Here is a 23,005-nt window from a genome sequence, read left to right on the forward strand (position 1 = left end):
TCTTATATTGGCGGTCACGGAGTTTCTTTTTCCGAATGTGCTGACTTCACTCGGCGTTTCAAAAAGTCGTGCACTTTACCCTTGCTGCTGTGCAACCGGCCGATGAAGTATTCTGCGGTTAACGCGTTAATCACAGCGCCCCAAAGCAAGACGAGCGCGGAGAAATTCAACCACAGCATGATCGCAATAAACGTACCGATCGTGCCATAAGAAAGATAACGCGTGCCAAAATAATGCATATATAACGAAAATGCCTGAGCAATTAAGAGCCAGCCAATAACGGTGAAGGCAGTTCCGGGTAACACCGTCCACATTTTGATTTTGACATTCGGTAAAAAATAATCCAAAAACATAATAATAATGAACAATGCGGTAACCGTGATGGGCCAGCGTAACGTATTAAAGGTTCGCAGCCAGCTGGTATCCAGTCGTAGCAACGGTATCAGCCATTCCAAAAATTGGCGGCCAAATGCAAAGGCAATTAAAATGGCGCCCATCACAATAATTAAGGTAAAAGTCATGAGCATTGATAATAATCGCTGAATAATGAAGTTTTGCGTTGCCTCCACACCGTAGACTTGATTAAAGCCCATTTTTAAGCCGGTTACACCTAGACTGGCTGCCCACAGCGTTGCAATTGCCCCGATTCCCAGCAATCCCCCGCTGCTTGAATCCAGTAAATTTGCGATGATGGGATCGAGCCATTCCATGACATTTGCCGGCACCGCCTGCGTTAAGTAAGTGGCCAAACTGCTATACTTCAGTCCAAGGTACGGCAAAGCATTGGCAACAAATAAGATTAGCGGAAAAAGCGATAGCAACGTATAGTAAGCCAATGCAGCAGCACTTTGCCCAATGTTGGAGTCGGAAATCCGATTAATGGCAAGCTTGATGAAGACCCAAAACTTGGTGCGCTTTGGTAGCTTCATGTCTGCTAAAGCCGTACGTCCTGAGCGAATGTCGGCTGCTTGCTCTGCCGACAATAATGACCGTTTCAACGGGTGCTTCTTCCGTCCCATACTTTACCTCCCTCCCAGCCTTGCTCGTTAATCGCAGACGATCATCCTCTTTAATTCTGCCAGAAGCAATCCGCAGAAAACAAGCTAAACTTATTTTTATGAATAAATTTTGCGAATAAATCCGGCAAATAAATACACCGGCTAATCAAGCACTTTTAGGCTAAAACACGTTGCTTGACTGCGCGCATAAACGCAGAATAATCGGCCTTCACCTGATTCAGATACCACTTGCTCCAGGATTGCACCGCACTATCGAAATGTTTATCCAGATAACCGGTCACGACTGCCGCTTGCGGGGTTTGCGCATGCGCCATGGCCAAAAGATAAGCCGTAATTTGCGTATAGTACTTGAACTCGGGAAAACTAAGCTCATCAAGATCAACGGAGCCCTTCATGTCGCGAAATTGGCGGACATAGTAGCTCTTGTTGTCCACATTAAACCACCCCAGAAACGGATCGGACGCTTTTTGGAGGATCATTTGAGCCGCAATAATTCGCTGCCCCTGACTGACTTCTTGTTGCAAGGTCATGCGTTCCATATTGGGCAATAATTCCCGGCGTGGCGGTAACGCCTCTTTAACTTGTAGCACCAAATGACTACCGCCTAAACCACTCAACAGGATCAAATAACAATTCGTCCCGAAACTGCCAATCCCGACACTGTGATGAATAATATCAGTAATGCGATATTGGCTCAGTAAAACCAAAATGTCCGGACGCGTGGTTTTGCGATACTGGGTAAAGCCATCATAAATTGCCTGATAAGTTGTTTGATCAATGTGAACCGAACTCGGCGGATCATCTTTAAATCGCATGTGCCCCGCTTCATTCGTCTCGGTGTACTTTTTAATGACCGAATCGTTGTTGCGTTTGGTCGCCTTTTTAATGAATTTGGCCAACAACGGTGAATCTTCGGCTCCGGGGATGACCTGCACTAAACGTTCTACTTCAGTCGATTGATAGAACCGATCAAGCGCGCCCAGCTTGAATAGATCCCGTAATGTTTTCCGATAAATACTGGCATCGTTTTGGACTAAATCATCAAGATCATCACTGTCAAACCCTTGCTGATCGCCAAGCAAATAAACGCTGGTCAGCAGGCGCTTGATGTCGAATTCAAAACTATTGATCTGAGCTTCATCAAAGTCATTGAGGTCAAACAGCAAATTGCGTTCCGGCGAGGCATAAAAACCAAAATTCTGCAGATGGGCATCCCCGTCAATTAATAGATTAATGCCTGATTTTTCGCCTTGCCGCAAATCATAAGCCATTAATTCGGCCGTGCCGCGGAAAAAAGCTGCCTGGGATGCACCCATTCGCTGATGGCGCATCGGCAGCAACGATTTGATAAGATTCTGCTCAACACTATTAATAAACTGAACTGGATCACGGTCAATCTTGCTGACCGCCCCTAGATTTTCAATCGGAACCGCTTGCCGAATCTTTTTGCCGGTTTCCTTGAGGTCGTCAATTGTGTACTTAGTGGCGACTCGTTCGCGTAATAAATCTTTTAGATCTGATGAACTTCCCATAATAACCTCTTTCGAACGCCTTCTAACGCAAATCCTTCCATTTGACGAGCGCGTTATGTTGCATGTCAGCTATTTGTACCAGCATGGCACTTACTTATTAAATCAAAAGTAGCGCATTGGCCGCCAGTTTTCCAGTTTTATGTGCATTTGGCGATCAGGGGCTGAGGTGAGGGAGCTGTGAGTAAAGGGGTTGGGGCAGTGGTTATTGAGAAAATTGCGGCAGGGACATAAGTATTCTCTTTTGGGCAATTTTGGGGTTTTATTTTGCTTTCTATAACGCGTTCGCAGTCGCAGCAATCTGCGTGTAAGGACCTCGAACGCGATGGCCAAGCCCGGGCCATCACGCCCGAGGCCGCTTACACTCCGATTGCTAAGCGCTCCTGCTCACGCTCACCAACAAAAAAAACCGCTCCCCCCGCGGAACGGTTAGCCCCAATTAAACTATTAATAGCCTTGGGCGACTTTTGCTTTTTCGAACCAAGAAATGCGCGGGTCATCTGAGAAGCGGCCGTTAACGATGAAATCTTGTGTGACCGCCGTTAAGATATCAACCATTTGATCGCGTGTAATGTCGATGAACCCTGGTGCCATGAGATTGGCAATCCCGGTTGCTACGATCCATACCCCGCAAATCGTATTGCGTAATTGTGCCTCACTTAGATTCTTAGCCGGTTCATACGCATCAAACACGCGCATAGCAGTACTCATAGCGTATTCACGCATTTCATCAACGCCAAAGTGATCTTCAACAAATACTGCTCGGTAAAGCGGCCGATTTTCAAGAGCAAAATAGATATACGCCAAACCTAAATCAACCACTGGATCATTGGTGTAGTGTTTTGCCATCTTTAAAGCCAGCAGTTCTTTAATACGATCCATCACGGCCTGTTTCAATTCCGCCATATTCTTGAATTCCAAATAAATCGGCTGCGTTGAACAGTTCATCTTCTTAGCGATATTACGCGCCGTGAAACTTTTAAAGCCCTGTTCCACAACGAGATCATATGCTGCATTTAAAATCTGATCATGTGTGATCGTTTTTTTTCGTGCCATATTGTTCCCCTTACTTTCTTTAAGTTATTTAAAACTAGCTTGCACACAACTTAATTCTGACAAATAAAGTTAAATCTCCACTCCAAAAGACCAACTTCATGTCTTGGTGTTATTTTACCAGACATGAAGTCAGAAGGAAACAGAATTTACTAATAAATTTCAGTTTTTCTTAATTTATTTTGAAGATTTCTGCCACGGCACAGCAGCATTTTGCACCGAGAATTCGCCGCCCTATGGTAAACTATTGCCAATCACTTTGAGGAGGAGCGTTTTTATGACATTATCTAACTTTAACGAAAGCCTTAAAAAATATGCCGAATTGGCAGTCGATATTGGGGTGTCCGTTAAACCCGGCGATACCGTTTACGTGCAAATTTCAGTGGACCAAGCACAGCTGGCACGCTTGATCGTTGCGGCTGCTTACCAACGCGGTGCCGCGGAAGTTCAGGTTCAGTGGTTCGATGATGTACTCAAGCGTTTAGATATGGCGCACATGGCAGACGAGCGCCTTTTCAACATCCCGGCGTTTGTCAAAGGTCAATTCGATTATTGGGTTGATCACCAAGCCAAGCGGATTACCGTGGTTTCATCAGATCCGGATAACTTGGCAGGAATTGATTCCAACCGCATTGCCAAGTATCAAGAAGCGTTCGCAAAAGCCTACAAACGACTCATGGAAGCAATCAGTTCCATGAGCATTAGCTGGACGATTATCGGTGCTGCAAGTCCGCGCTGGGCTCAAAAAGTTTTCCCTGATGCCGCCACCCCTGAAGAAGCAACTGAGCTACTCTGGGAGGCAATTTTCAAAACTACCCGAATCGATCAACCCGATCCGGAAGCTGCCTGGAAAGCCCACGATCAAAAGCTGCGGGAAAAAGCGGCTTGGTTAAACAACGAACAATTTGATCAGCTGCATTACATGGCTCCGGGAACGGATTTGGTAGTCGGTTTACCAAAGAACCACATTTGGGAAGGCGCCGGCGCTTTTAACCCGCGTGGTGAGGAATTTATGGCTAACATGCCAACCGAGGAAGTCTTCACTGCCCCTGATTTTCGGCGCATCGACGGGACCGTTGTTTCCACCAAGCCGCTTAGTTATGGCGGCAACATCCTCGAAGATATGCACTTTACTTTCAAAGACGGGCAAATTGTGGAAGCCCACGCCAAACAAGGTGATGACGTCTTACAAAACCTGCTGAAAACGCCGGGTGCTCGTTCATTAGGCGAAGTGTCGTTGGTTCCGGATCCTTCCCCCATCTCACAATCAGGACTTATTTTCTTCAACACGCTGTTTGACGAAAATGCTTCCGATCATATGGCACTCGGTCAAGCCTATCCGTTCTCAGTCAAAGACGGGGTTGCCATGACCAACGAACAACGCGCGGCGGTGGGATTAAACCAAAGTCCGACCCACGTTGACTTCATGATGGGCTCCGCCGCGATGAACATTGACGGCATCAAACCAGACGGAACCATCATCCCAATTTTCCGCAACGGCGACTGGGCCTAACTTCTCATCGCTACCGTTATTTTAGTAAAAAACCGAGCCGCGACTTTTTTGCACTCATTCTGCAAAAATCAACGGCTCGGTTTTTCTATGCGTTATTATTTGTGTGAGCGTGAGCCAGCCCGGTTAGAAACCGGAGTGTAAGCGGCCTCAGACGTGATGGCCGGGTTTTGGCCATTGCGGCTGAGGTCCTTACACGCAGGTTTCTGGGCTGGCGAACGCGTTATGGTGAGCGTGAGCTGGCGCGGTTAGGGATCGGAGTGTAAGTGGCCTTAAGCGTGATGGCCCGCTCTTGGCCATTGCGCTTAAGGTCCTTACACGCAGACTTCTGCGCCGGGGAGCGCGTTATCGCAAGCGTGAGCCCTAATCACGCTTTCTCCGTTTGAATCGCCTTCAATACGTCCAAGAAAATCTGCCCATACTTATCAAGTTTCGCCTGGCCAACCCCTTTAACCGCCAGCAACTCATCCAACGTTTTCGGCATCGCATTGCCAATCGCTTTTAACGTCTTATCGGAAAAAATCATATACGGCGGTAAATGCTGCTGCTCCGCCAATTGCCGGCGAGTACTACGCAGTTCTTGGAAGACCGTGTCATCCACTTCAAGCGTCTGAGTAACTTTTTGCGCGGTCTTTTGGAAAACGGTTATCTGCCCGCGTAACACTTCAGCGCCTTTTGCGGTTAAGCCAAGCGTTGGATACTGACCACCACGCGTTTCCAGAAAGCCACCGGCCGTCAGGAAATCAATGAAGGTCGTAATATCCCGCTGTCGCCGATTTTTCATCAGCCCATATGTTGACAACTGATCGAGGTGAAACGACAAAACGCGCTGATTGTGGGCGCCAGCCAAGACCTGGGCAACAATGCCTTTACCAAACCGCTCATGCAATCGGACAACGCACGACAAAACCTTCTGCGCGTCAATGGTCACATCAACGGATTCACGATCATCTAAGCAGTTCGAACAACGTCCACACGGGGCAGTGCCAGTCTGACCAAAATAGTTCAAAATAAACTGCTGCAGACACTGATCGGTGTTGGCATAGCGTTCCATAACTTTAAGTTTGTCATACTGCCGCCGTTGATGCGCCTCGTCACCTTCAGACTGTTCAATAAAAAACCGTTGCACCTGCAAGTCTTGCGGTCTAAATAACAAGATCGCCTCACTAGGCAACCCATCACGACCGGCGCGACCTGCTTCTTGATAATACGATTCCAAATCTTTCGGAATCTGAGCATGAATCACGAAGCGAACGTTACTTTTATCAATCCCCATCCCAAACGCGTTGGTAGCGACCATAATCGGCTTACGATCAAACAAAAAGTCTTCCTGATTAGCAGCACGTTGCTTTTCAGTCATGCCGGCGTGATATTTGGCTACCGGCAACTGCTTATGCTGCAAAAACGCATAAATCCGATCGACTTCTTTGCGCGTACTTGCATAAATAATGCCAGATTGGTCAACATTGAGTTTAAGATAATCCAACAAGTACCGATCCTCATCCTGATCGCGCACCACTTTGAAACTCAGGTTGTCACGTTCAAACCCTGTGTTGATGACCCCATCGTCCGGGATCATCAAGCGTTGGCAAATATCTTGAGCAACCCGCGGTGTCGCCGTCGCAGTTAAGGCAATGACCGGCGGCTGCGAGGGTAATTGAGCCGCAACATTAGCCAAGTTGAGGTAACTCGGCCGAAAATCATGTCCCCACTGTGAAATACAGTGTGCTTCATCAATAGCAAAAAGCGAGATATTCATGTCACCGAGCTGTTGAAGGAACCAATCCGCATCAAACCGTTCCGGCGCCACATATAACAACTTAATGTTCCCACTGCGCGCCTGTTCCAGACGTGCAGTAATTTCACGATAATCCAACGTGCTATTAATAAACGCCGCCGGAATGGCATTGTCGTTTAACGCATCAACTTGATCTTTCATTAAAGCGATTAAAGGCGAAACGACCAGCGTCAAGCCTGGCAGAATCATCGCCGGCACCTGATAACACAAAGACTTGCCGCCACCGGTAGGCATCACGACCAGCGTGCTCTTGCCGGTCATAATTCGCTCAATTGCCTGCTTTTGACCGGCTCGAAAGTGATCGTACCCAAATTTTTCTTTTAAAATCGTCGCTGGCTGCGGCAAAAGCATCTTTTTCCTCCTATAAAAACTTGACTGACTCAATCATAGATTATGCCATCGCAATTGAATTTCCCTTTTAAAAATTTCTGATTAGCATAACGCCAACTGCTACTTCATCACAGCAACTAAAACATACTGACCAGTAACCAGATGAGCAGACTAAAACTCAGCATCACTAAATTCAACAGTAACAAATTCAAATTTACCCACGCCCACCAAGCAAATCCTGCTGGCCAAAACGTCAGCAAACTATAAAAGATCACAATTGTTACCAGAAAAGCAATCGGCGCACTCTGCCACATATTTTGCAAATCCCGATGCGACAAAGCAACCCCTGGCGTTAAAACTAAGGTTAACACGAAAAAAATCAGCAGCCAACGCCAATTAATCTGCATCATGTCGCGCATCATAACCCATTTTTCACCGAGACTGGCCGTGGTCGCAAACACCTGCCACACTTGACTACCTGCCGAGAAAAAAGCCCACCGCCCTAGTACCAGCAAAATGAGGCTAATTCCCCAAACCGGAGCGCTGCTAGAAAGAAACAGTCCTAGCTGGGCAATCGGATTATGCCGTTGATATTGCAAACTAACATGAGCGGCACTGCCTTGTCGCGGATCAGCCCGCAACGAAAAATTCGTCACCTGCAAACCAAATAGCCGCGCAACAATTGCGTGAAGTAATTCATGGACAAAAATTCCCGGCTTCATATACCAGATCTGCGTATTAGACCGACCAACGCGATTAACCAAGGCTTGAACTGTCGCCCCGTTGACCGTACTGATCAACACGATCCCGCCAATAAAAATCAGCCAACCTGGAACATAGACGGCCATAAACGCCTGCATGTAAGGCCCCTCCTTGTTTGCTATTGAAAGATGCCTATTTCAATTTAATAAAAAGCACAGCCAAATGACTGTGCTTTTTATGACTGTGCCCTATCGGAATCGAACCGATGACCTACTGCTTAGGAGGCAGTCGCTCTATCCTGCTGAGCTAAGGGCACCAGACAAAGTCAATTATGCCAAAAGCAGCAGCGCAATTCAAATAGATTTGTTGTCTCAGCAGCTGCAGCTCAACGATATCGTTCCTTTTAGCCTCATTAAGCCGTCATATAAGAACGCTCAATCGAGTCCAACATCCGGCCAACATTACGCCGCCGCTTATGGCCGACAAATAGCTCGGTGATCATCTGTTTAAGCTGCGCCGCCCAATTAACCGGCTGCACGGTTTCACTTACCTGCACACGACTTGCATCAGCACTAAGCGGCGTGATCAAATAACGAACCTTAAAGCGAGAAAAACGGGTCATCGTCAGCATCGCAAATTCACGATTGATGACATTTTGCGTAATCTTGACCTTTGCCCATTCACCATCAGGAAATTGTTTGCGATAGGTATAACCAGCAAGTTCATCAACTTCAACCTTACGATGACTCGCCGCCGCAATATCGGCCTGAACCGGTGCAACGATTTTACTATATAAAAATGCTGCCGGTGTCTGTAATGTTTTCTCGATTTTCATGGGGATTACCTCTTTTATAAAGTGAGCGTTCACCGGCGCGCTTAGAAGTCGGAGTGTAAGTGGCCTCAGACGTGATGGCCACACTTTGGCCATTGCGGCTGAGGTCCTTACACGCAGACTTCTGCGCCGGTGAACGCGTTATGGTGAGCGTGAGCCAGCCCGGTTAGAAACCGGAGCATAAGTGGCCTTGGGCGTGATGGCCTGGGTTTGGCCATTGCGACCAAGGTCCTTACACGCAGATCCCTGCGCCGGTGAACGCGTTATGGTGATCGTGAGCCCGTGCCCCAACGCACTCGCCAGACAACCAACCTCTACCAACAAACCCTTGACCTACTTCTGTGCGTGCACTTGCTGGTAAAGATCAATAATATCATCCGCAAGCCGGCGAATCGTCATGGCACTGATTAGATGATCCTGACTGTGCACCATTAATAACGTTACGTCAACTTTTTGCCCTCGTGCCTCATACGTAAGCATTTGGGTCTGGGCTTGATGTGCCTGTTTCAACTTGGCATCCGCGTGCTTTAACAATTTGCGGCTGCGGTCGATCTGATCGGCTTTGGCTGCTTCAATCGCTGCCATTGTTGCCTGTTCCGCATCACCGGCTGCACTCATCAGTGTCATCATTGCAGCCATTTGTTCCGCCTTCATACTCGCCATGACTGCCCTCCATCCTTATCATACCGCTGATGCAGCCTCATGTGTTGTTTTTGTGCTTGCCTTTATTGCGCTGATCACGTAACCGCTTTTTTTTATGCTTACGCCGCGGTTTTTGTTCGGGTTCATTTGTCGCAACCGGCCGATCTTTAGCCGCAACCTGCCGACTTTTACGCTGACTCGGTGCTGGTAATTTGACCGTCACCGGCGTTTCGTTATCTGGCTTTCGGGCTGGCAGTGTGGTCACCAGCTTTCCATCGCTCATATAGGCACGCTGAATGGCATATTGCGGTACCAGTTTTTTCAAGTCCCGGCGATCGTGGTCGTCTCCTAACGTTACCACTAGTCCGGGTTCACCCATCCGGCCGGTACGACCTGCGCGATGAATGTAGGCTTCAGCACGCTTAGGCGGTTCGAAATTAACCACGGCAGGAAGCTTAGGAATATCCAATCCACGGCCAGCCATGTCGGTCACAAGTAATAAGGTAATCCGGCCGTTACGAAAATCCGTCAACGCTTTTTGGCGGCTAGTCTGTCGGCCTTCCCGCGACAATACGGCAAAACGAACGGCTTGGTGGCGCAAAATACCGGCCGCGCGTTCCAACGATGCATTTTGATTAAAAAACACCAGTGCCTTGAAGCCATCAGTGTGCGCCAACGTTCGCAACCAATCAATTTGATGTGCCCGATCCGTTTGCAAGAATAAATGCCGAACCGTCCCGCGTGTTTGATCAATCGCACGAACATCAACCAGCTTAGGCGTCTTGCCAAACCATTTATGCATCTCGCTAAAATACGGACTCGGTGTCGCTGAAAAGAAAGCAAGTTGGGCATCGGCCGGAGCCGCAGCCGCAATTTCGCGAACCTGATCGAATCCCGGATCCCGTAACATCTCATCGGCTTCATCAACAACCAGCGTTTGCAAGCCATCCAACTTCAGCTTGTGCGATTGAATCAGTTCAAGCAAACGGCCCGCTGTTGCGACAATGACTTCAGGTTTTTCTTTTAGCTTCGTCAATTGCCGTTTCACATTAGCCGACCCGATGATGCCCTGCACCGCCACATTGATATCGTGTGCATACGGCGTTAGAACATCCCGCGTTTGAATCGCTAACTCCTGCGATGGCGCCAAAATCAGTATTTGCAAACCATCGCCGGGCACGATTTTTTCCAGTAACGGTAGGCCAAATGCCAAGGTTTTCCCTGAGCCGGTTGGAGCCAGACCGATGACATCCTCATCGGTTTTCAACGGCTGATAAACCGCTGCTTGAATGGGTGTCTGCTCCGTATACCCGGCAGCCTGCCAACGTTTTTGAAACGGGGTTGCAATTGTCACAATATTTGTCCTCCATAACGCGTTCGCCAGCCTAGAAACCGCGCCGGTTCACGCTCACTAAAAATCAAGGTTTGCGGACGTCCGCAGAATTGACATGACTTGATGAACTTCCTTGGCCAGCTGCCATGCCTTATCAAACGCATTGCGATCATGACCGGTGATAGCTTTGGCAAAATAAGCTGCTTCTGCTTCCATCGGGTTCGCCAATTTCTCGGTACTAAGCACTTGATCATCGAGCTTGATAGTTTCAAGTTCAGCAGCATTGTCCATGGTCAACGTTTGCTTACCGGAATAAATCTCGGATGGCAAGAAACTATTGGTTGTTTTACCCGTAATCAACGTTACTGCGAATTGATCATAATCCAAGCGCGCAACCCCATCGCCATCCACACCACTCTTGAGAAAATGTGGAAGGTAAACAGCGTTATCGGGAACCCCAAACCAAGCCACGGCATCGTAGACCAAATAAATACCCAGATCCATCAATGCACCACCGGCAAACTCGGGATTAAAAACATTCGGCAACTTGCCAGCCAAAAAAGCATCGTACTTAGAAGAATACTTCATATAAGTCAGGGTAGCCCCGTCAATCGGATGATGATGGGTAAATTGATCGACAACCTGAAAATTGTGCTCATAAACATGCCGAGCTGCTTCAAAGAGATACAAAGAAGGCTTTTTGCGTAATGCCTCGTCTAGTTTTTCAAATTCCATAGCGGTTGCAACCAAGGGCTTTTCAACAATCACATGCTTGCCGGCATCAAGAGCTGCCAAGGCTTGAGACGCATGCAAACTGTTAGGACTGGCAATATACACCACATCGACATCACTGCCGAGAAAATCGTCCATCTTGGTATACGCTGTTGCTGGTGCAGTTTGATCAATGAACGTCTGAGCACTCTCCTGATGACGTGAATAAACGGCAGTAAGCGTATATGCCTTCGTGGCCGCCGCTGCATCCACAAACTGCTTAGTAATCCATCCTGTTCCAATCACACCAAGTTTCAACATGGTAAAATCCTCCTCTAAACGTAAGCTGGCGCGCCAGAATATCGGGGTGTAAGGGGTGTCCTCAGGCGTGATGGCCCAACTTGACCCTTGCAACTTAGCTCCTTACACGCAAGTTCCTGCGCCAGTAAACGCGTTATCAAGCATTATAACAGTCACTCACGGCTGTACGTATGATATCCAGCTCTGCCGTGATTTAACATCAAGCTGGCAAAACTGCTCATGATTATTGTAACAGCCCAGTAACAGAAAAACAGCACCACTGTAACCACTAAACTAAAAACTCATGGTAGACTATGCTTAAACAGAAATGGGAGGTCGAAAAACATGGCGAGTTTTTTACGCGGGCTGAAACATTTACTCGCGCACCACGGTCATCATCAGAAGGCACAGGACAAGGCGCCTAATCCCGCATTGGCGTTGGCAAAGAATTTCACAGGGAGTTTTGCTTTTCTTGATGAGCAAACCAATAAGACCCACTCGCTAGCGATTTCGCCCCAACTGCAGATTAAGATCGACAATAAAACGCTACCTGGGCAAGTTGTCGGCATCACCATCAACGAGCTGACTTTTCTCGATCATTATGGGTACAAATTAGTCATTAAAGCGGATGATAATGGTCCGCAAACCATTTATGACGAAGCAGAAGATGCTACCTACGCCATTATCATTCCCAGCGCATAAGATGCAAAAAGTGCGATCCAGCAAAATCGGATCGCACTTTTTTTGATGTGAGCGTGAGCTGGCGCGGTTAGGGATCGGAGTGTAAGCGGCCTTGGGCGTGATGGCCTGGGCTTGGCCATTGCGACCAAGGTCCTTACACGCAGATCCCTTCGCCAGCGAACGCGTTATGGTGAGCGCTCCCCGGCGCGGTTAGGAATCGGAGTGTAAGTGGCCTCAGACGTGATGGCCGGTCTTTGGTCATTGCGACCAAGGTCCTTACACGCAGACTCCTGCGCCGGGGAGCGCGTTATAGAAAGTGATGCGTTTGATTGCTTTATTCAAGTTTTGACAAGGCCGCTTTGGGAACTTCCGAACGCGGCACACTTTCCCAGCTGGTGACCCCTTTTTTATCATTGTACGTTACTTTTAGATAAGCATTTTTTCTCAGCGGTCGATCTTGGTTCGCATTAAACTTCAACTGCTGCAGACCGCCTTTCTCATCATATCCAGGCAAATCATAGGCATAAATGATGTACTTGTTGCCTTCATCATCGCGATCCGTCACCCGCTGACCAGTGTTGGTAATTTTTGTGTAGTACGTGGTTCCGCCATAGTTGGTAATTTCAAAAATTTTCAAACCGCCAAAAACGAGCACAATCAGCACAACCAAGCCGATCAGGACTTTTTTCATTATCTGTTCACCTCGCTTATCAGTATGTCCCAATCGTTCAATTAAGTAGATAGTTTCGGCGAACATTCAACGAACATTTTTGTTAGATCAGTGCAATGCTCGGCTTTTTGCACGAATTAATGGTGGTCCGACTATTGAGCCAGCTTCAAAAATGTGCTGCGCTTGCCCATGAATACCGCTGCTCGATAGGATGCCTGAGGACCGTCTGGCAACCGCGCACCGTCAGTATATTGCCAAAAGCCGCCATTGTCAGCAGGCCGCTTGTCCGTGATCGTCCACCGCGGTGCTTGTGGAACCACTGTTTTGACCACCTTTAAAATATCAGGACTACCCATCAGCAACACTTGGCGATGATAGCGTTGTTGAACGAGCGTGATAAACTCGGTTAGATGCTGTGTCAACCACGCGGAACTCGGCTTTTGCTCGCGATAATAACTTAGGTAAATACCAATTGGCAGATCGCCAATGTTGGAGCCTACTTTGCGGATAAATTGAGCTGCTTGAGCTTCCGGTGTCGTTTCAAAGCTAAAAACGTGATACACGCCTATGCTCATTCGGCTCCCTGCTGCCTGAGTAAAGTTGGTATTAAAATTATCGTCAAAATAGCTACTGCCTTCTGTGGCCTTCAAATAAACAAAGCTAACCCGGCTGCTACGTAAACGATCAAAATCCTGAACGCCATCGGTTTGATCAAGGCGAACGCCCAACACTGGATAAGCGGTCGGATCCGGCCGTGGATTACGCAGCAGCCACCAGCCGATTACTAAGGCCGTGACCACTCCTGCGCTAATCAGCAAAAACCACAGCCGCCGCCGATGCCGATAAGTATTTGCATAAATAACTCGTCGTCTACGCATCAACAACATCCTTTCTAAAATAAAGTGAGCGTGAGCCAGCGCGGTTAGGGATCGGAGTGTAAGCGGCCTTAGACGTGATGGCCGGGCTTTGGCCATTGCGGCAAAGGTCCTTACACTCCGATCCCTGCGCTGGGGAACGCGTTATGGAGCGTGAGCCAGCGCAGGCAACGACACACACCTACATTAACCGTTCCAACCATTCGTGCCACAATGGTCTTATTGTAACAAAGTCTTCCACAATAAAAAGTGTTTGAACTAATTACGGAATGAAGCATAGACTGTACTAAAGTTCCAGCATAGAATAACGAGCATAATTTTTTCTTTCTAAGCCGTCCCAATTGTCTTTCATTCAACCCTGCTTTAAAATTGGCTTGTGATAATCATTGCTAGCGTCAAGTAACAAAGCAATCAATGAAGATGACCAGAAAGGAGTAGCGCCCATGCTTGACGATCGCCTTTTAGGGACAACGTTTGTCTTACCAACATCGTATCAAGAGGGTGAGATTACGCTTTATGGCATTCATTATCATTACCGGGTCACTGATGACGCTGCGGCTGGCGATACTGTCGTTGTCAATGCGGTCTCGCCGCTTTATCTTAGCGTCGTCAAACCAGAACATCGCTTACATTATTGAGATTGAGTCGTAATTGACTCGCTCACACGGGGGGCTTTCGCATGAATATTATCCTGATTTCTGTTCTAGTCATTGTTTTAGTCATCGTCATCGCAATTCTTTTCACCAGCGTTGCCATTATCCATACCGGTGAAGTTGGCATTGTCGAACGGTTGGGGAAATATGTAGCAACGTTGGAGCCAGGTTTTCATGTGGTGCCACCATTCATCTATCGGATCACCGAAATCGTCAACATGAAGCAGATTCCGCTGAAGGTCAATGAACAGGAAGTGATTACAAAAGATAACGTTGTCGTCCGTATTTCCGAAACGTTGAAATATCATATCACTGATGTTAACGCCTATGTTTATCAAAACAAGGATTCCGTGTTGTCCATGGTTCAAGATACGCGGGCTAATCTGCGTGGGATTATCGGCAATATGGATTTGAATGACGTCTTGAACGGCACCGAAACCATTAACCAAACCTTGTTTCAGCAAATCGCCGAAACCACCGCTGGCTACGGCTTGAATGTTGATCGGGTCAACATTGATTCCATTCAAGTCGATGCTACCATTCAAGACTCCATGAACAAACTGTTGCGCGCTTCACGGGAAAAGGAAGCCAACATCATGGAAGCTGAAGGTCATAAGCAAGCAGCGATCGCTAAAGCTGAAGGTGAAAAGCAGGCCGCGATTCTTGAAGCCGAGGCCAATAAGCAAACGCAAATCCTTCAAGCACAAGGCCACGCAGAAAGTCAACGGCTGATTGCAGCGGCGGTTAAGGATCAAATTAACTCGATCAATGCCGGCTTGATTGACAATGGCGATTTATATTTGAAATATAAAAATGTTGAGGCACTCGAAGCTTTAGCTAAAGGCACTGCCAACACAGTGGTTCTACCAAGTACCGCGATTGATTCATTAGGCAGTCTTCCTGCTGTGGGAACCCTGTTCAATCAAAAACAACCGTCAGCATCCACCAAGGAAAAGTAAGGTTAAAAAGTCGAATGGCACAATGCAATTCGACTTTTTAAGTTCCGCTACTGCGCATCACATCAGGTAGGGCTGGTATCGTTCAACGACTTTATGGTACGCCATCCGCCCTTAGCTTTCAGAACAACCCCAAACAGCGTAGTATTGATGAAAACAGATCCGTTTTAGTGCGGATATTTTGAGGTGAAACCATGTATCAACTGTTAACCGATTCTTGTTGCGACTTACCCTACCAGACTTTGCATGATCATCAAGTTGAATTTGTCTCCATGCACTTCACCGTCAACGGCACAGATTATGAAGACGATCTTGGAGAAGACCATTACGATATCAATGCATTTTACGAGCAACTGAAGCAAAATGTGATGCCCACAACGACACAGGTAAATGTCGGCCAGTTCGTTGACTTTTTCACACCGTATGTCAAAGCAAACACGCCCATCTTATATGTTGGCTTTTCCAGCGGTTTAAGCGGCACTTTCAATTCGGCGACTCAAGCGCGTGCCATGTTACTGGAAAAGTATCCAGATGCGCAGATTTACTTGGTTGATACCCTAGCTGCGTGTGCTGGTGAAGGACAATTGGTACTGGATGCCATTGAAAAACGCGATGCTGGCATGCCAATCGATGAACTGGCGCACTGGCTCACAGCGCACCGACTGGACTACCGGATGTGGTTTACGGTCGATAAATTGGACTTTCTGTACCACGGTGGCCGCGTGTCGCGTACTTCCGCGGCATTGGGAACGATGTTAAACATCAAACCGGTGATGGACGTTGATACGGCCGGTAAATTACGCGTTGTGCGCAAGGTTCGCGCCCGCAAACGCTCGCTGATTGACTTAGCCAACGAGACTTTAAAAGCCATTCAGGAAAATCCGCAACATCGCATTATCATATCAACATCCGGCGATTTTGAGGCAGCAAACTTTGTCAAAGAGCGCCTGCATGACGCCTCCCCGCAAACGCCGCTGCAGATTGGTAACATCGGTCCAACCATTGCCAGTCACACAGGCTTTGGCTGTGTGGCGGTCTTTTCAATGGCGACTTCGGAGCGGAAATAAATTAGACTTTCAAGAAATTTTAAGCTCAGACTTCATTAGCAGCTTTTTGCTGTTGTTGCAGGTAAAATAGTTGCAGATGAACTTGTGTGCAGTGCTTATTTTCACAATCGTTAAGGCTTCATCACGTGTTTCATAACGCGTTGTTTGACGCAAGAATCTGCATGTAAGGGTCTTGATCGCAATGGTCAAACCTGGGCCACTTACACTCCGATCCCTAGCCGCGTCAACTCACGCTCCATAACGCGTTCACTGGCGCAGAAGTCTGCGTATAAGGACCTCAGTCGCAATGGCCAAAGCCCGGCCATCACGACTGAGGCCACTTACACTCCGACTTCTAAGCGCGCCGGTTCACGCTCACTTCAATCAAGGAGGATTTTATTATGGCAGTCCGCCCTGCAGTGACAACCGATATCCCACTCTTATTACCGCTTGTTCAAGGTTACTATCATGATAGCCCAGTGCCGCTGACCATTGACTCACAGGCAATGGCTGTTCACCTTGACCGCCTGTGCTCCGATACCAGTCTTGGTCACTTATTGGTCGCCACCGTTGATCAAGAATTAGCCGGATTTGCGATTTTATACCGCAGCTTTGAAACCCGAGCGCTGAAACCACTGCTTATTATCAATGACGTCTACGTGGCACCAAAGTTTCGTCGGCACGGGTTGGCGCGTCAACTCATGATCGCAGCGTTCGACCTGGCAAAAGCGCACGGATACAGCGGCGCAAGTTGGCAGACTCGTACTAGCAATCTTGGCGCTCAACATTTGTATGATCAGATCGGTGAACGTGAAACCGGCTGGCTGCATTATTACCACGACCTGTCCCAAGATTGAAAAAAGGCAACGATTGTCTGACATGGCAATCGTTGCCTTTTTGCTTACGCTTCCCCATGAACAGTGTGACATACAGTTGATCTCGCGGTTCTCGAAAAAGGTTCACATAAAACTCTTTTATTTAAATATCACCGATTCCAAATCGTCAGCCGCTGCTGTGGTTGCCGATACATGCCATCTTGTGGCTGAACATTAAACGCTTGGTACCATGCAGGAAAGTTTTGCACCGGCACATTCACGCGTAAGGTAGCCGGCGCATGAACATCTTGCCGCAAAACAGTTTTAGCCCGCTCCGGTCGCATTTTGGTGGCCCATGAACGAGCGTAAGTGATGAAGAATGCCTGTAAGTCCTTAACATCCGGCTGATCGCCTAGTAATGCCAACGCCACATCCATGCCGGCGTTATCTGCCATGTTTTCACTAACGGTCAGGGTGCCGTTGACCTTGACCCCTTCATAGTCACGGCCATCAAACTGTGCCGACATCGCTTTTACCAGTTGATCAAATGCCTGCTTATCCGCTGGCGTCCACCAGTTATGCAAATTACCATATTCATCATACAGCGCCCCGTTATTATCAAACGAATGCGAGATTTCATGACCGATCGTTGCGCCTGTCCCTCCGAGGTTTTCCGCCCGGGTCCATTTGAGTGAGTAATACGGCGGCTGCAAGATACCAGCGGGAAAAGTGATGTCATTTTTCAGCGGATCATAACTGGCATTCACCAAGTGTCCCGGCATATTCCATTGATTCCGATCCACCGGCTGGCCTACCTGTTTAAACCAAAAGGCCTGCGTCTGTGCGCTAAGTTTCAGAATTGCCGTTAACAAATCATCGTCAGCATCCACGCTCAAGTGATCATACAAGGAAAAGAGTCGCTCCGGATACCCCATTTTGACTTGCATCGTGGCTAACTTGCGCATCGCCTTTTGCTTCGTAGCCGGACTCAGCCAAGTGTTGTTTTCTAGCTGTACGCGGTATTGCGCAAGAATCTGCTTAACCATGGCCGTCACATCTGCCTTAGCATCGGCACCAAAGTAGGTTTGACCATAATACTGACCAATCACATCGTCAAAATACTCGTTGGCAATCCCAAAAGCGTGTTTCGTCCACGATAACGCCTCAGGTTGACCCGCCAAAAACCGATCATACTGTCCGGCCAATTGACGTAAATCATCACTGAGGTAAGTGGCGCAGGTTAGCAATTCGTTAATCACCATCCATGCGTGCCATTCTGAATAATTGTCCGGCGTCAATAGTTTGCTTAAGTGCGGAAGATAAGCCGGTACAACCGCATTGACTTTCGCCGGTGTTTGCGGCATGTAGGTTGCAAAGGCTTGTGGAATCCCCAAATAACCGGCCGCATCTTCAAACGCCTGCCAGCTCAATGGATTGTCATACGTGCTATCTACCGCTAAGTCAACATTTGCTGGCACATAATCAGCCAAACGCCGATCAAATCGTTTAGCCGCTTCAACATATACTGTTTGATCAGTCTGACTGAATCCCACCGCAGCCAGCATGGCAGCTGCCATCTGCGACCACGCTGCCAGATCCGCCGCATTTTCGGCATCTTCATGTTGGTACATCGCCGCATCAGGTAAAATCGTGTCTGGCCCGCCAAGATTCAGGATATTATGCTCAGCATCGTGCATATCAGCATCAACGTAGGGACTGATCGGTAAGACGTATTGGTCAGCAACCAGTTTGGGCATAGCACTGCGAAATTGATCAAGCGTCGTGAGCGTCATCAAAAAGCTTATCCGGTCACGAACTGGCTCAATGCCTAGCTGCTGACGGCGGGTTTGGTCATTGGCTTTGGCAAACAACCGCGCTGCATACTGGAGCGGCAAAGTTTTGGCTGTTTTCGTCATCGTGCTTAAGTCAGCCACTAGTTTTTGGCGAATATCATCGGTCAGATTACTATCCGCACTCACAACACTTTTGTCAGGTGGAATCGGCGTCTTGGCTTGCCATTCGCCATTGACGGCCAGGTACAAATCATCTTGAATTCTTGGTAATGTCATGCAATTGCCTCCGTTTTCATGTCGTAATCTCAGCATAGATTTAATCCGCCAAGGCGTCAATTGCTTGCACATCCTAGGCGTAACTACTATGTTGAAACTAAGCATAAATCGAGGGTGATAAGATGACATTGGAAAAATATCGTTTTGACGGTGCTGGCACCTTTAACATTCAAGCATTTGCGACCGCACCGCCAGAACATTTTCAAAATAAAAAAGAGCAGATCAAAGCAGACATTGATCATAACATCAAGGTGCTCTCTAAAGTTCAGCAACACTTGGCGGCGCAGAAACAATACAGCGTCTTGATTATTTTTCAAGGGATGGATGCAGCCGGCAAAGACAGCATGATTGAACACGTCATGTCCGGCGTCAATCCGCAGGGAACCTCAGTGGTGTCGTTTAAGGTACCGACTGAGCTTGAACTAAGCCATGACTTTTTATGGCGCATCCACAACGCGTTCCCGGCTGGTGGCGAACTGACGGTGTTCAATCGCTCCCATTATGAAGAAGTGCTGGTCGACCGAGTTCATCCCGAGTTGCTATTAAAAGAAAACCTACCAGGAATTGACACCGTTGCTGATGTCCATGATGATTTATGGGCCAAACGTTTCAACGATATCAAGGCGCTGGAAACCTATGCGCACCGCAATGGCATCTTGCTGCTCAAGTTCTTCTTACACATTTCCAAGGACGAACAAAAAAATCGCTTCTTAAAACGAATCGAAATTCCCGAAAAGAATTGGAAGTTCTCATTGGCGGATATTCACGAACGCCGCTTTTGGGATGATTACCAGCAAGCTTATCAAGAGGCCATTCAACACACCGCCACCAAAACAAATCCTTGGTACGTCATTCCGTCAGACGATAAGTGGTATTCCCGACTGGTTGTGTCCCAAATCATCAACCGCGAAGTCACCGCTTTGCCGCTAAAATATCCGGAAATCTCTACAGCTCAGAAGCAGGAGTTGGAACAGGCGATTACTGACTTAAAAGATTAGGTTTAAATAAAACTATTTTGGTTAAAATAAAAAGCGAGTCGACTTCCATCACCAAGAATTCGACTCGCTTTTTTATTAACCTTCACCCATTGCATACTGCTTGATGGCGACTGCTGCCCCATCATGATCATTATCAGGTACAACTGTTTTAATGACATCTAACACCTGAGGCAAAGCATTTTCCAAGGTCACCCCTAGGCCGGCTGCTTGCAACATTGGCAGGTCATTTTCACCATCGCCGAGTGCCATCGTTGCCGCCATTGGAATGTCGAATAAATGACTGAGCGTTTTTAACGCCGCCTCTTTCGACACTCCTTGCCGGACAATTTCCAGATAAGTTGCCTTCGACCGACTGGCAACCAACTGCCATTCCGGATGGGCTAAAACGATTTGTTCAGTGCGATCGATCATGTCAGGCTCGCCCATACATAAAAGTTTGTGCACTGGCAGACCGTTTGCTAACCCTGTTTCAATCGGAACTGTTTCCGGTGCAAAACCGGTGATCGCTGCTTCTTGCCGGGTCCACTGACTCGTATCAGCGACATACCAATGCGTGTCACTGAACACATTCAAGCTCAGCGTTAAGCTAGATAATGCGGTATAAACTTTGGCTGCAATTCCTGCTGGCCAAGGCGTCGTTGCCAACACTTTTAGCTTCTTATCATCGGTTGGCTGAGCAATGACCGCACCATTAAGACTGACAAGCGGCACCGCCAACCCCATTTGTTGCGCAAGCGCGGTCATGGCTAAAGGCGGCCGCGCCGAAGCAAGTACAAAAGTCCCGCCCGCAGCAACATAATGCTGAATCGCTTGTTTAACGCCGACAGTCAGCTCGTGTTTTGAATTAAGCAGTGTGCCATCAATATCACTCAGAATCAACCGATAGTGCAAGAAAAATTCCCCTTCCCTGTGCCTTTGCACGTGCCTATTGCATGAAACCTAAAACTGAATTTGCATCATTTGGCGGTTAATGAGCCGCTGGGTGTAACGGATCATTCAGTGCCGGAATACTTTCGCGAACCGTAAAGGCAAAGCCCAACACCGCTAATAAAATCAAACCGGTGGCACCGACAAACAACAGCCGATAACTTTGCGTACCTTCAATCACCATTGCACCTAACAATGGCCCCAGTGCTCGGCCCGCTGACGCAAAGCCTTGAATCAAACCTTGATAATGCCCTTGTTGTGCAAGCGGCGTAAACAAAGTGACATAAGTTGAAACTGCCGGCAATGCCAGAATTTCGCCTAAAGTCAAAACCACCATGGCGATAATAAATGTCAGATATTGCCCGGAACCATTTAGCAAAATCAAAAAAGAACCGGCAAATAAGACAAAACCACCAATCAACCGCAACCGGATATGCTGCAACAACCAGTGATCAAACGCTGTCAAAACCGGCTGGAACAAAACAATCAGCAGTGCATTAACTGTCCACAAAAAGCTGTAGTCCTTGACTGTGAGGCCTTCGCTTAACATAAAGGCGGAAATATTGCTTTGCCACTGTTCATACATTAACCACGTCACAAACAACGTCACTATCAGCATGATCAACCGTGGGCGCGCCGGATTGCGACTGCCGCGGGCGACTGGCTGTTCGGCGGCTGTCGGAGTTTCTTTTTCAATACGATAATGCCAGATCGCGACCACTAAAAAGACCGCAAATAGCAGCGCGGCCAATGCAAACACCATGGCAATCCCATAAGGCAAGACAAACCCGACAATCAGCGTGCCAATCACAAGTCCTAGATTTGATGTGAAATACAAGATATTAAACACCACACTCGGGCGTTTGTCGCGAATCCGCGTCGCATAAGAATTAATCGCCGTGGATGTGATCCCACTGCCAAAACCGGAAATAACCAGTAGTAACGGATACGCCGGCCAGCCATGGAAAAAGATCAACAAACCGGTTGCACCAAGATTCAGACAAATGCCTGCCAGCGCCGTCCCATACGGCTGCCAGTGGTCAAATAACCCGCCCCCGAGACTGTTGCCAATAACCATAAACATTGAATTCAAAAAAAGGACGATTCCCGCCACTGTGAGTGATTCACCCAAATATTCATGCATATATATCGTTGTTAACGGCCAAATCAAACTAATGCCGGTATTGGTGATTAGTGATCCCAAAAACAACCACTTCATTGCCAAAGTCTTGTGCTGCACCATTCTCCCCCATTTCGTGTCACTGATACTGATCATAATCGAAACCAGCCAAACATAGCAACTTGAATGAGCAAATATTTAGGCGGTTATCATGATTCTGCCGTCAAGCCGCAGCAAAACCGCGGGTAAAACCAGTATCCGAAGGCAGCTTTGTCCACTAGTGCCGTAGCTATTGTCAGACTCGAACATCGAGGTTAATCGAGTGCCAACAATGTTATAGCAAAAACCCCCAATATACTTTGAACACTTCTATGGTAAGCGCGTACATAAAGTATATTAGAGATTTTGGGTTGTGGCAGTTCACTATCGCCGTATT

The 23,005-nt window shown here is 47.7% G+C and carries 21 protein-coding genes and 1 tRNA gene; 7 read left to right on the forward strand and 15 right to left on the reverse strand.

The genetic code is table 11. The features are described 5' to 3' along the window. Positions 1–14 precede the first annotated feature (14 nt). The 3 genes from ACWP87_RS06415 to ACWP87_RS06425 all read right to left on the reverse strand — a co-directional run bounded on the left by ACWP87_RS06415 (position 15) and on the right by ACWP87_RS06425 (position 3,604). The gene (locus ACWP87_RS06415; protein WP_005717397.1) at positions 15–1,019 is read right to left on the reverse strand and encodes a YihY/virulence factor BrkB family protein; all 1,005 of its coding nucleotides are present in this window, start codon (positions 1,017–1,019) and stop codon (positions 15–17) included. Positions 1,020–1,174: 155 nt separating this feature from the next. Next, positions 1,175–2,551 (reverse strand): DUF2252 domain-containing protein, encoded by a 1,377-nt coding sequence (locus ACWP87_RS06420; protein WP_014569439.1) that lies wholly within the window; start codon positions 2,549–2,551, stop codon positions 1,175–1,177. 444 nt (positions 2,552–2,995) lie between these two features. After that, positions 2,996–3,604: a TetR/AcrR family transcriptional regulator gene (locus ACWP87_RS06425; protein WP_005685782.1), complete on the reverse strand. Its 609-nt coding sequence runs from the start codon at positions 3,602–3,604 to the stop codon at positions 2,996–2,998. Between the two features lie 274 nt (positions 3,605–3,878). On the opposite strand from ACWP87_RS06425, the gene ACWP87_RS06430 reads away from it, so the two are divergent. Beyond that, positions 3,879–5,114, forward strand: a complete 1,236-nt coding sequence (locus tag ACWP87_RS06430) for an aminopeptidase (protein ID WP_014569438.1) — start codon at positions 3,879–3,881, stop codon at positions 5,112–5,114. Between the two features lie 364 nt (positions 5,115–5,478). On the opposite strand, the gene recQ is transcribed toward ACWP87_RS06430, so the two are convergent. The 7 genes from recQ to ACWP87_RS06465 form a co-directional block, all read right to left on the reverse strand. Further along, positions 5,479–7,260, reverse strand: coding sequence for a DNA helicase RecQ (recQ, locus tag ACWP87_RS06435; protein WP_014569437.1), 1,782 nt, complete (start codon positions 7,258–7,260; stop codon positions 5,479–5,481). A gap of 116 nt (positions 7,261–7,376) precedes the next feature. Continuing rightward, positions 7,377–8,099, reverse strand: coding sequence for a hypothetical protein (locus tag ACWP87_RS06440; RefSeq protein ID WP_014569436.1), 723 nt, complete (start codon positions 8,097–8,099; stop codon positions 7,377–7,379). Positions 8,100–8,183: 84 nt separating this feature from the next. After that, a tRNA-Arg gene (locus tag ACWP87_RS06445) sits at positions 8,184–8,257 on the reverse strand. 96 nt (positions 8,258–8,353) lie between these two features. Continuing rightward, entirely contained in the window at positions 8,354–8,776 is a 423-nt protein-coding gene (locus ACWP87_RS06450; protein WP_015764905.1) for a DUF3284 domain-containing protein, read from the reverse strand. Positions 8,777–9,106: 330 nt separating this feature from the next. Continuing rightward, positions 9,107–9,436 (reverse strand): PTS lactose/cellobiose transporter subunit IIA, encoded by a 330-nt coding sequence (locus ACWP87_RS06455; protein ID WP_005685773.1) that lies wholly within the window; start codon positions 9,434–9,436, stop codon positions 9,107–9,109. A gap of 37 nt (positions 9,437–9,473) precedes the next feature. Beyond that, positions 9,474–10,769 carry a DEAD/DEAH box helicase gene (locus ACWP87_RS06460; protein WP_014569433.1) on the reverse strand — a complete coding sequence of 432 codons (1,296 nt, stop codon included), beginning with the start codon at positions 10,767–10,769 and terminating at the stop codon, positions 9,474–9,476. Between the two features lie 57 nt (positions 10,770–10,826). Further along, a complete protein-coding gene (locus tag ACWP87_RS06465; protein ID WP_005685771.1) occupies positions 10,827–11,780 on the reverse strand; it encodes a Gfo/Idh/MocA family protein in 954 nt (317 codons plus the stop codon). A gap of 324 nt (positions 11,781–12,104) precedes the next feature. Between ACWP87_RS06465 and ACWP87_RS06470 the strand changes: the two genes are divergently transcribed. After that, positions 12,105–12,461: a DUF4828 domain-containing protein gene (locus tag ACWP87_RS06470; RefSeq protein WP_005685770.1), complete on the forward strand. Its 357-nt coding sequence runs from the start codon at positions 12,105–12,107 to the stop codon at positions 12,459–12,461. Positions 12,462–12,774: 313 nt separating this feature from the next. On the opposite strand, the gene ACWP87_RS06475 is transcribed toward ACWP87_RS06470, so the two are convergent. Together ACWP87_RS06475 and ACWP87_RS06480 are read right to left on the reverse strand one after the other, a co-directional pair. Continuing rightward, positions 12,775–13,131: a YxeA family protein gene (locus ACWP87_RS06475; protein ID WP_005685769.1), complete on the reverse strand. Its 357-nt coding sequence runs from the start codon at positions 13,129–13,131 to the stop codon at positions 12,775–12,777. A 131-nt stretch (positions 13,132–13,262) separates the two neighbouring features. Continuing rightward, on the reverse strand, positions 13,263–13,988 hold the full coding sequence (locus ACWP87_RS06480; RefSeq protein ID WP_015764902.1) for a GH25 family lysozyme: 726 nt from the start codon (positions 13,986–13,988) through the stop codon (positions 13,263–13,265). A gap of 440 nt (positions 13,989–14,428) precedes the next feature. Between ACWP87_RS06480 and ACWP87_RS06485 the strand changes: the two genes are divergently transcribed. The 4 genes from ACWP87_RS06485 to ACWP87_RS06500 all read left to right on the forward strand — a co-directional run bounded on the left by ACWP87_RS06485 (position 14,429) and on the right by ACWP87_RS06500 (position 17,497). Further along, entirely contained in the window at positions 14,429–14,623 is a 195-nt protein-coding gene (locus ACWP87_RS06485) for a hypothetical protein (protein ID WP_005716079.1), read from the forward strand. 41 nt (positions 14,624–14,664) lie between these two features. Then, complete coding sequence (locus ACWP87_RS06490) at positions 14,665–15,597, forward strand: SPFH domain-containing protein (protein ID WP_014569431.1); 933 nt, start codon at positions 14,665–14,667, stop codon at positions 15,595–15,597. A 191-nt stretch (positions 15,598–15,788) separates the two neighbouring features. Next, on the forward strand, positions 15,789–16,661 hold the full coding sequence (locus ACWP87_RS06495) for a DegV family protein (protein ID WP_014569430.1): 873 nt from the start codon (positions 15,789–15,791) through the stop codon (positions 16,659–16,661). Positions 16,662–17,041: 380 nt separating this feature from the next. Then, the gene (locus tag ACWP87_RS06500) at positions 17,042–17,497 is read left to right on the forward strand and encodes a GNAT family N-acetyltransferase (RefSeq protein WP_014569429.1); all 456 of its coding nucleotides are present in this window, start codon (positions 17,042–17,044) and stop codon (positions 17,495–17,497) included. 128 nt (positions 17,498–17,625) lie between these two features. Here ACWP87_RS06500 and ACWP87_RS06505 read toward each other — a convergent pair whose 3' ends face one another. Beyond that, a complete protein-coding gene (locus ACWP87_RS06505) occupies positions 17,626–19,524 on the reverse strand; it encodes a M13-type metalloendopeptidase (RefSeq protein ID WP_014569428.1) in 1,899 nt (632 codons plus the stop codon). A gap of 122 nt (positions 19,525–19,646) precedes the next feature. Between ACWP87_RS06505 and ACWP87_RS06510 the strand changes: the two genes are divergently transcribed. Next, positions 19,647–20,522, forward strand: a complete 876-nt coding sequence (locus tag ACWP87_RS06510; RefSeq protein ID WP_014569427.1) for a PPK2 family polyphosphate kinase — start codon at positions 19,647–19,649, stop codon at positions 20,520–20,522. A 75-nt stretch (positions 20,523–20,597) separates the two neighbouring features. Here ACWP87_RS06510 and ACWP87_RS06515 read toward each other — a convergent pair whose 3' ends face one another. Continuing rightward, complete coding sequence (locus ACWP87_RS06515) at positions 20,598–21,413, reverse strand: Cof-type HAD-IIB family hydrolase (protein ID WP_014569426.1); 816 nt, start codon at positions 21,411–21,413, stop codon at positions 20,598–20,600. 76 nt (positions 21,414–21,489) lie between these two features. Further along, the gene (locus tag ACWP87_RS06520; RefSeq protein ID WP_029944032.1) at positions 21,490–22,692 is read right to left on the reverse strand and encodes an MDR family MFS transporter; all 1,203 of its coding nucleotides are present in this window, start codon (positions 22,690–22,692) and stop codon (positions 21,490–21,492) included. Between the last annotated feature and the right edge of the window lie 313 nt (positions 22,693–23,005).

Source organism: Lacticaseibacillus sp. 22, from assembly GCF_055413445.1.

What these genes read in the sequence shown, in the direction of transcription:
- ACWP87_RS06430 (WP_014569438.1), top strand. Translation starts at nt 3,879, where the DNA reads ATGACATTATCTAACTTTAACGAAAGCCTTAAAAAATATGCCGAATTG.
- ACWP87_RS06475 (WP_005685769.1), bottom strand. Translation starts at nt 13,131, where the DNA reads ATGAAAAAAGTCCTGATCGGCTTGGTTGTGCTGATTGTGCTCGTTTTT.
- ACWP87_RS06450 (WP_015764905.1), bottom strand. Translation starts at nt 8,776, where the DNA reads ATGAAAATCGAGAAAACATTACAGACACCGGCAGCATTTTTATATAGT.
- ACWP87_RS06520 (WP_029944032.1), bottom strand. Translation starts at nt 22,692, where the DNA reads ATGGTGCAGCACAAGACTTTGGCAATGAAGTGGTTGTTTTTGGGATCA.
- ACWP87_RS06425 (WP_005685782.1), bottom strand. Translation starts at nt 3,604, where the DNA reads ATGGCACGAAAAAAAACGATCACACATGATCAGATTTTAAATGCAGCA.
- ACWP87_RS06455 (WP_005685773.1), bottom strand. Translation starts at nt 9,436, where the DNA reads ATGGCGAGTATGAAGGCGGAACAAATGGCTGCAATGATGACACTGATG.
- ACWP87_RS06415 (WP_005717397.1), bottom strand. Translation starts at nt 1,019, where the DNA reads ATGGGACGGAAGAAGCACCCGTTGAAACGGTCATTATTGTCGGCAGAG.
- ACWP87_RS06440 (WP_014569436.1), bottom strand. Translation starts at nt 8,099, where the DNA reads ATGCAGGCGTTTATGGCCGTCTATGTTCCAGGTTGGCTGATTTTTATT.
- ACWP87_RS06420 (WP_014569439.1), bottom strand. Translation starts at nt 2,551, where the DNA reads ATGGGAAGTTCATCAGATCTAAAAGATTTATTACGCGAACGAGTCGCC.
- ACWP87_RS06500 (WP_014569429.1), top strand. Translation starts at nt 17,042, where the DNA reads ATGGCAGTCCGCCCTGCAGTGACAACCGATATCCCACTCTTATTACCG.
- ACWP87_RS06505 (WP_014569428.1), bottom strand. Translation starts at nt 19,524, where the DNA reads ATGACATTACCAAGAATTCAAGATGATTTGTACCTGGCCGTCAATGGC.
- ACWP87_RS06485 (WP_005716079.1), top strand. Translation starts at nt 14,429, where the DNA reads ATGCTTGACGATCGCCTTTTAGGGACAACGTTTGTCTTACCAACATCG.
- ACWP87_RS06490 (WP_014569431.1), top strand. Translation starts at nt 14,665, where the DNA reads ATGAATATTATCCTGATTTCTGTTCTAGTCATTGTTTTAGTCATCGTC.
- ACWP87_RS06495 (WP_014569430.1), top strand. Translation starts at nt 15,789, where the DNA reads ATGTATCAACTGTTAACCGATTCTTGTTGCGACTTACCCTACCAGACT.
- ACWP87_RS06510 (WP_014569427.1), top strand. Translation starts at nt 19,647, where the DNA reads ATGACATTGGAAAAATATCGTTTTGACGGTGCTGGCACCTTTAACATT.
- ACWP87_RS06470 (WP_005685770.1), top strand. Translation starts at nt 12,105, where the DNA reads ATGGCGAGTTTTTTACGCGGGCTGAAACATTTACTCGCGCACCACGGT.
- recQ (WP_014569437.1), bottom strand. Translation starts at nt 7,260, where the DNA reads ATGCTTTTGCCGCAGCCAGCGACGATTTTAAAAGAAAAATTTGGGTAC.
- ACWP87_RS06480 (WP_015764902.1), bottom strand. Translation starts at nt 13,988, where the DNA reads ATGCGTAGACGACGAGTTATTTATGCAAATACTTATCGGCATCGGCGG.
- ACWP87_RS06465 (WP_005685771.1), bottom strand. Translation starts at nt 11,780, where the DNA reads ATGTTGAAACTTGGTGTGATTGGAACAGGATGGATTACTAAGCAGTTT.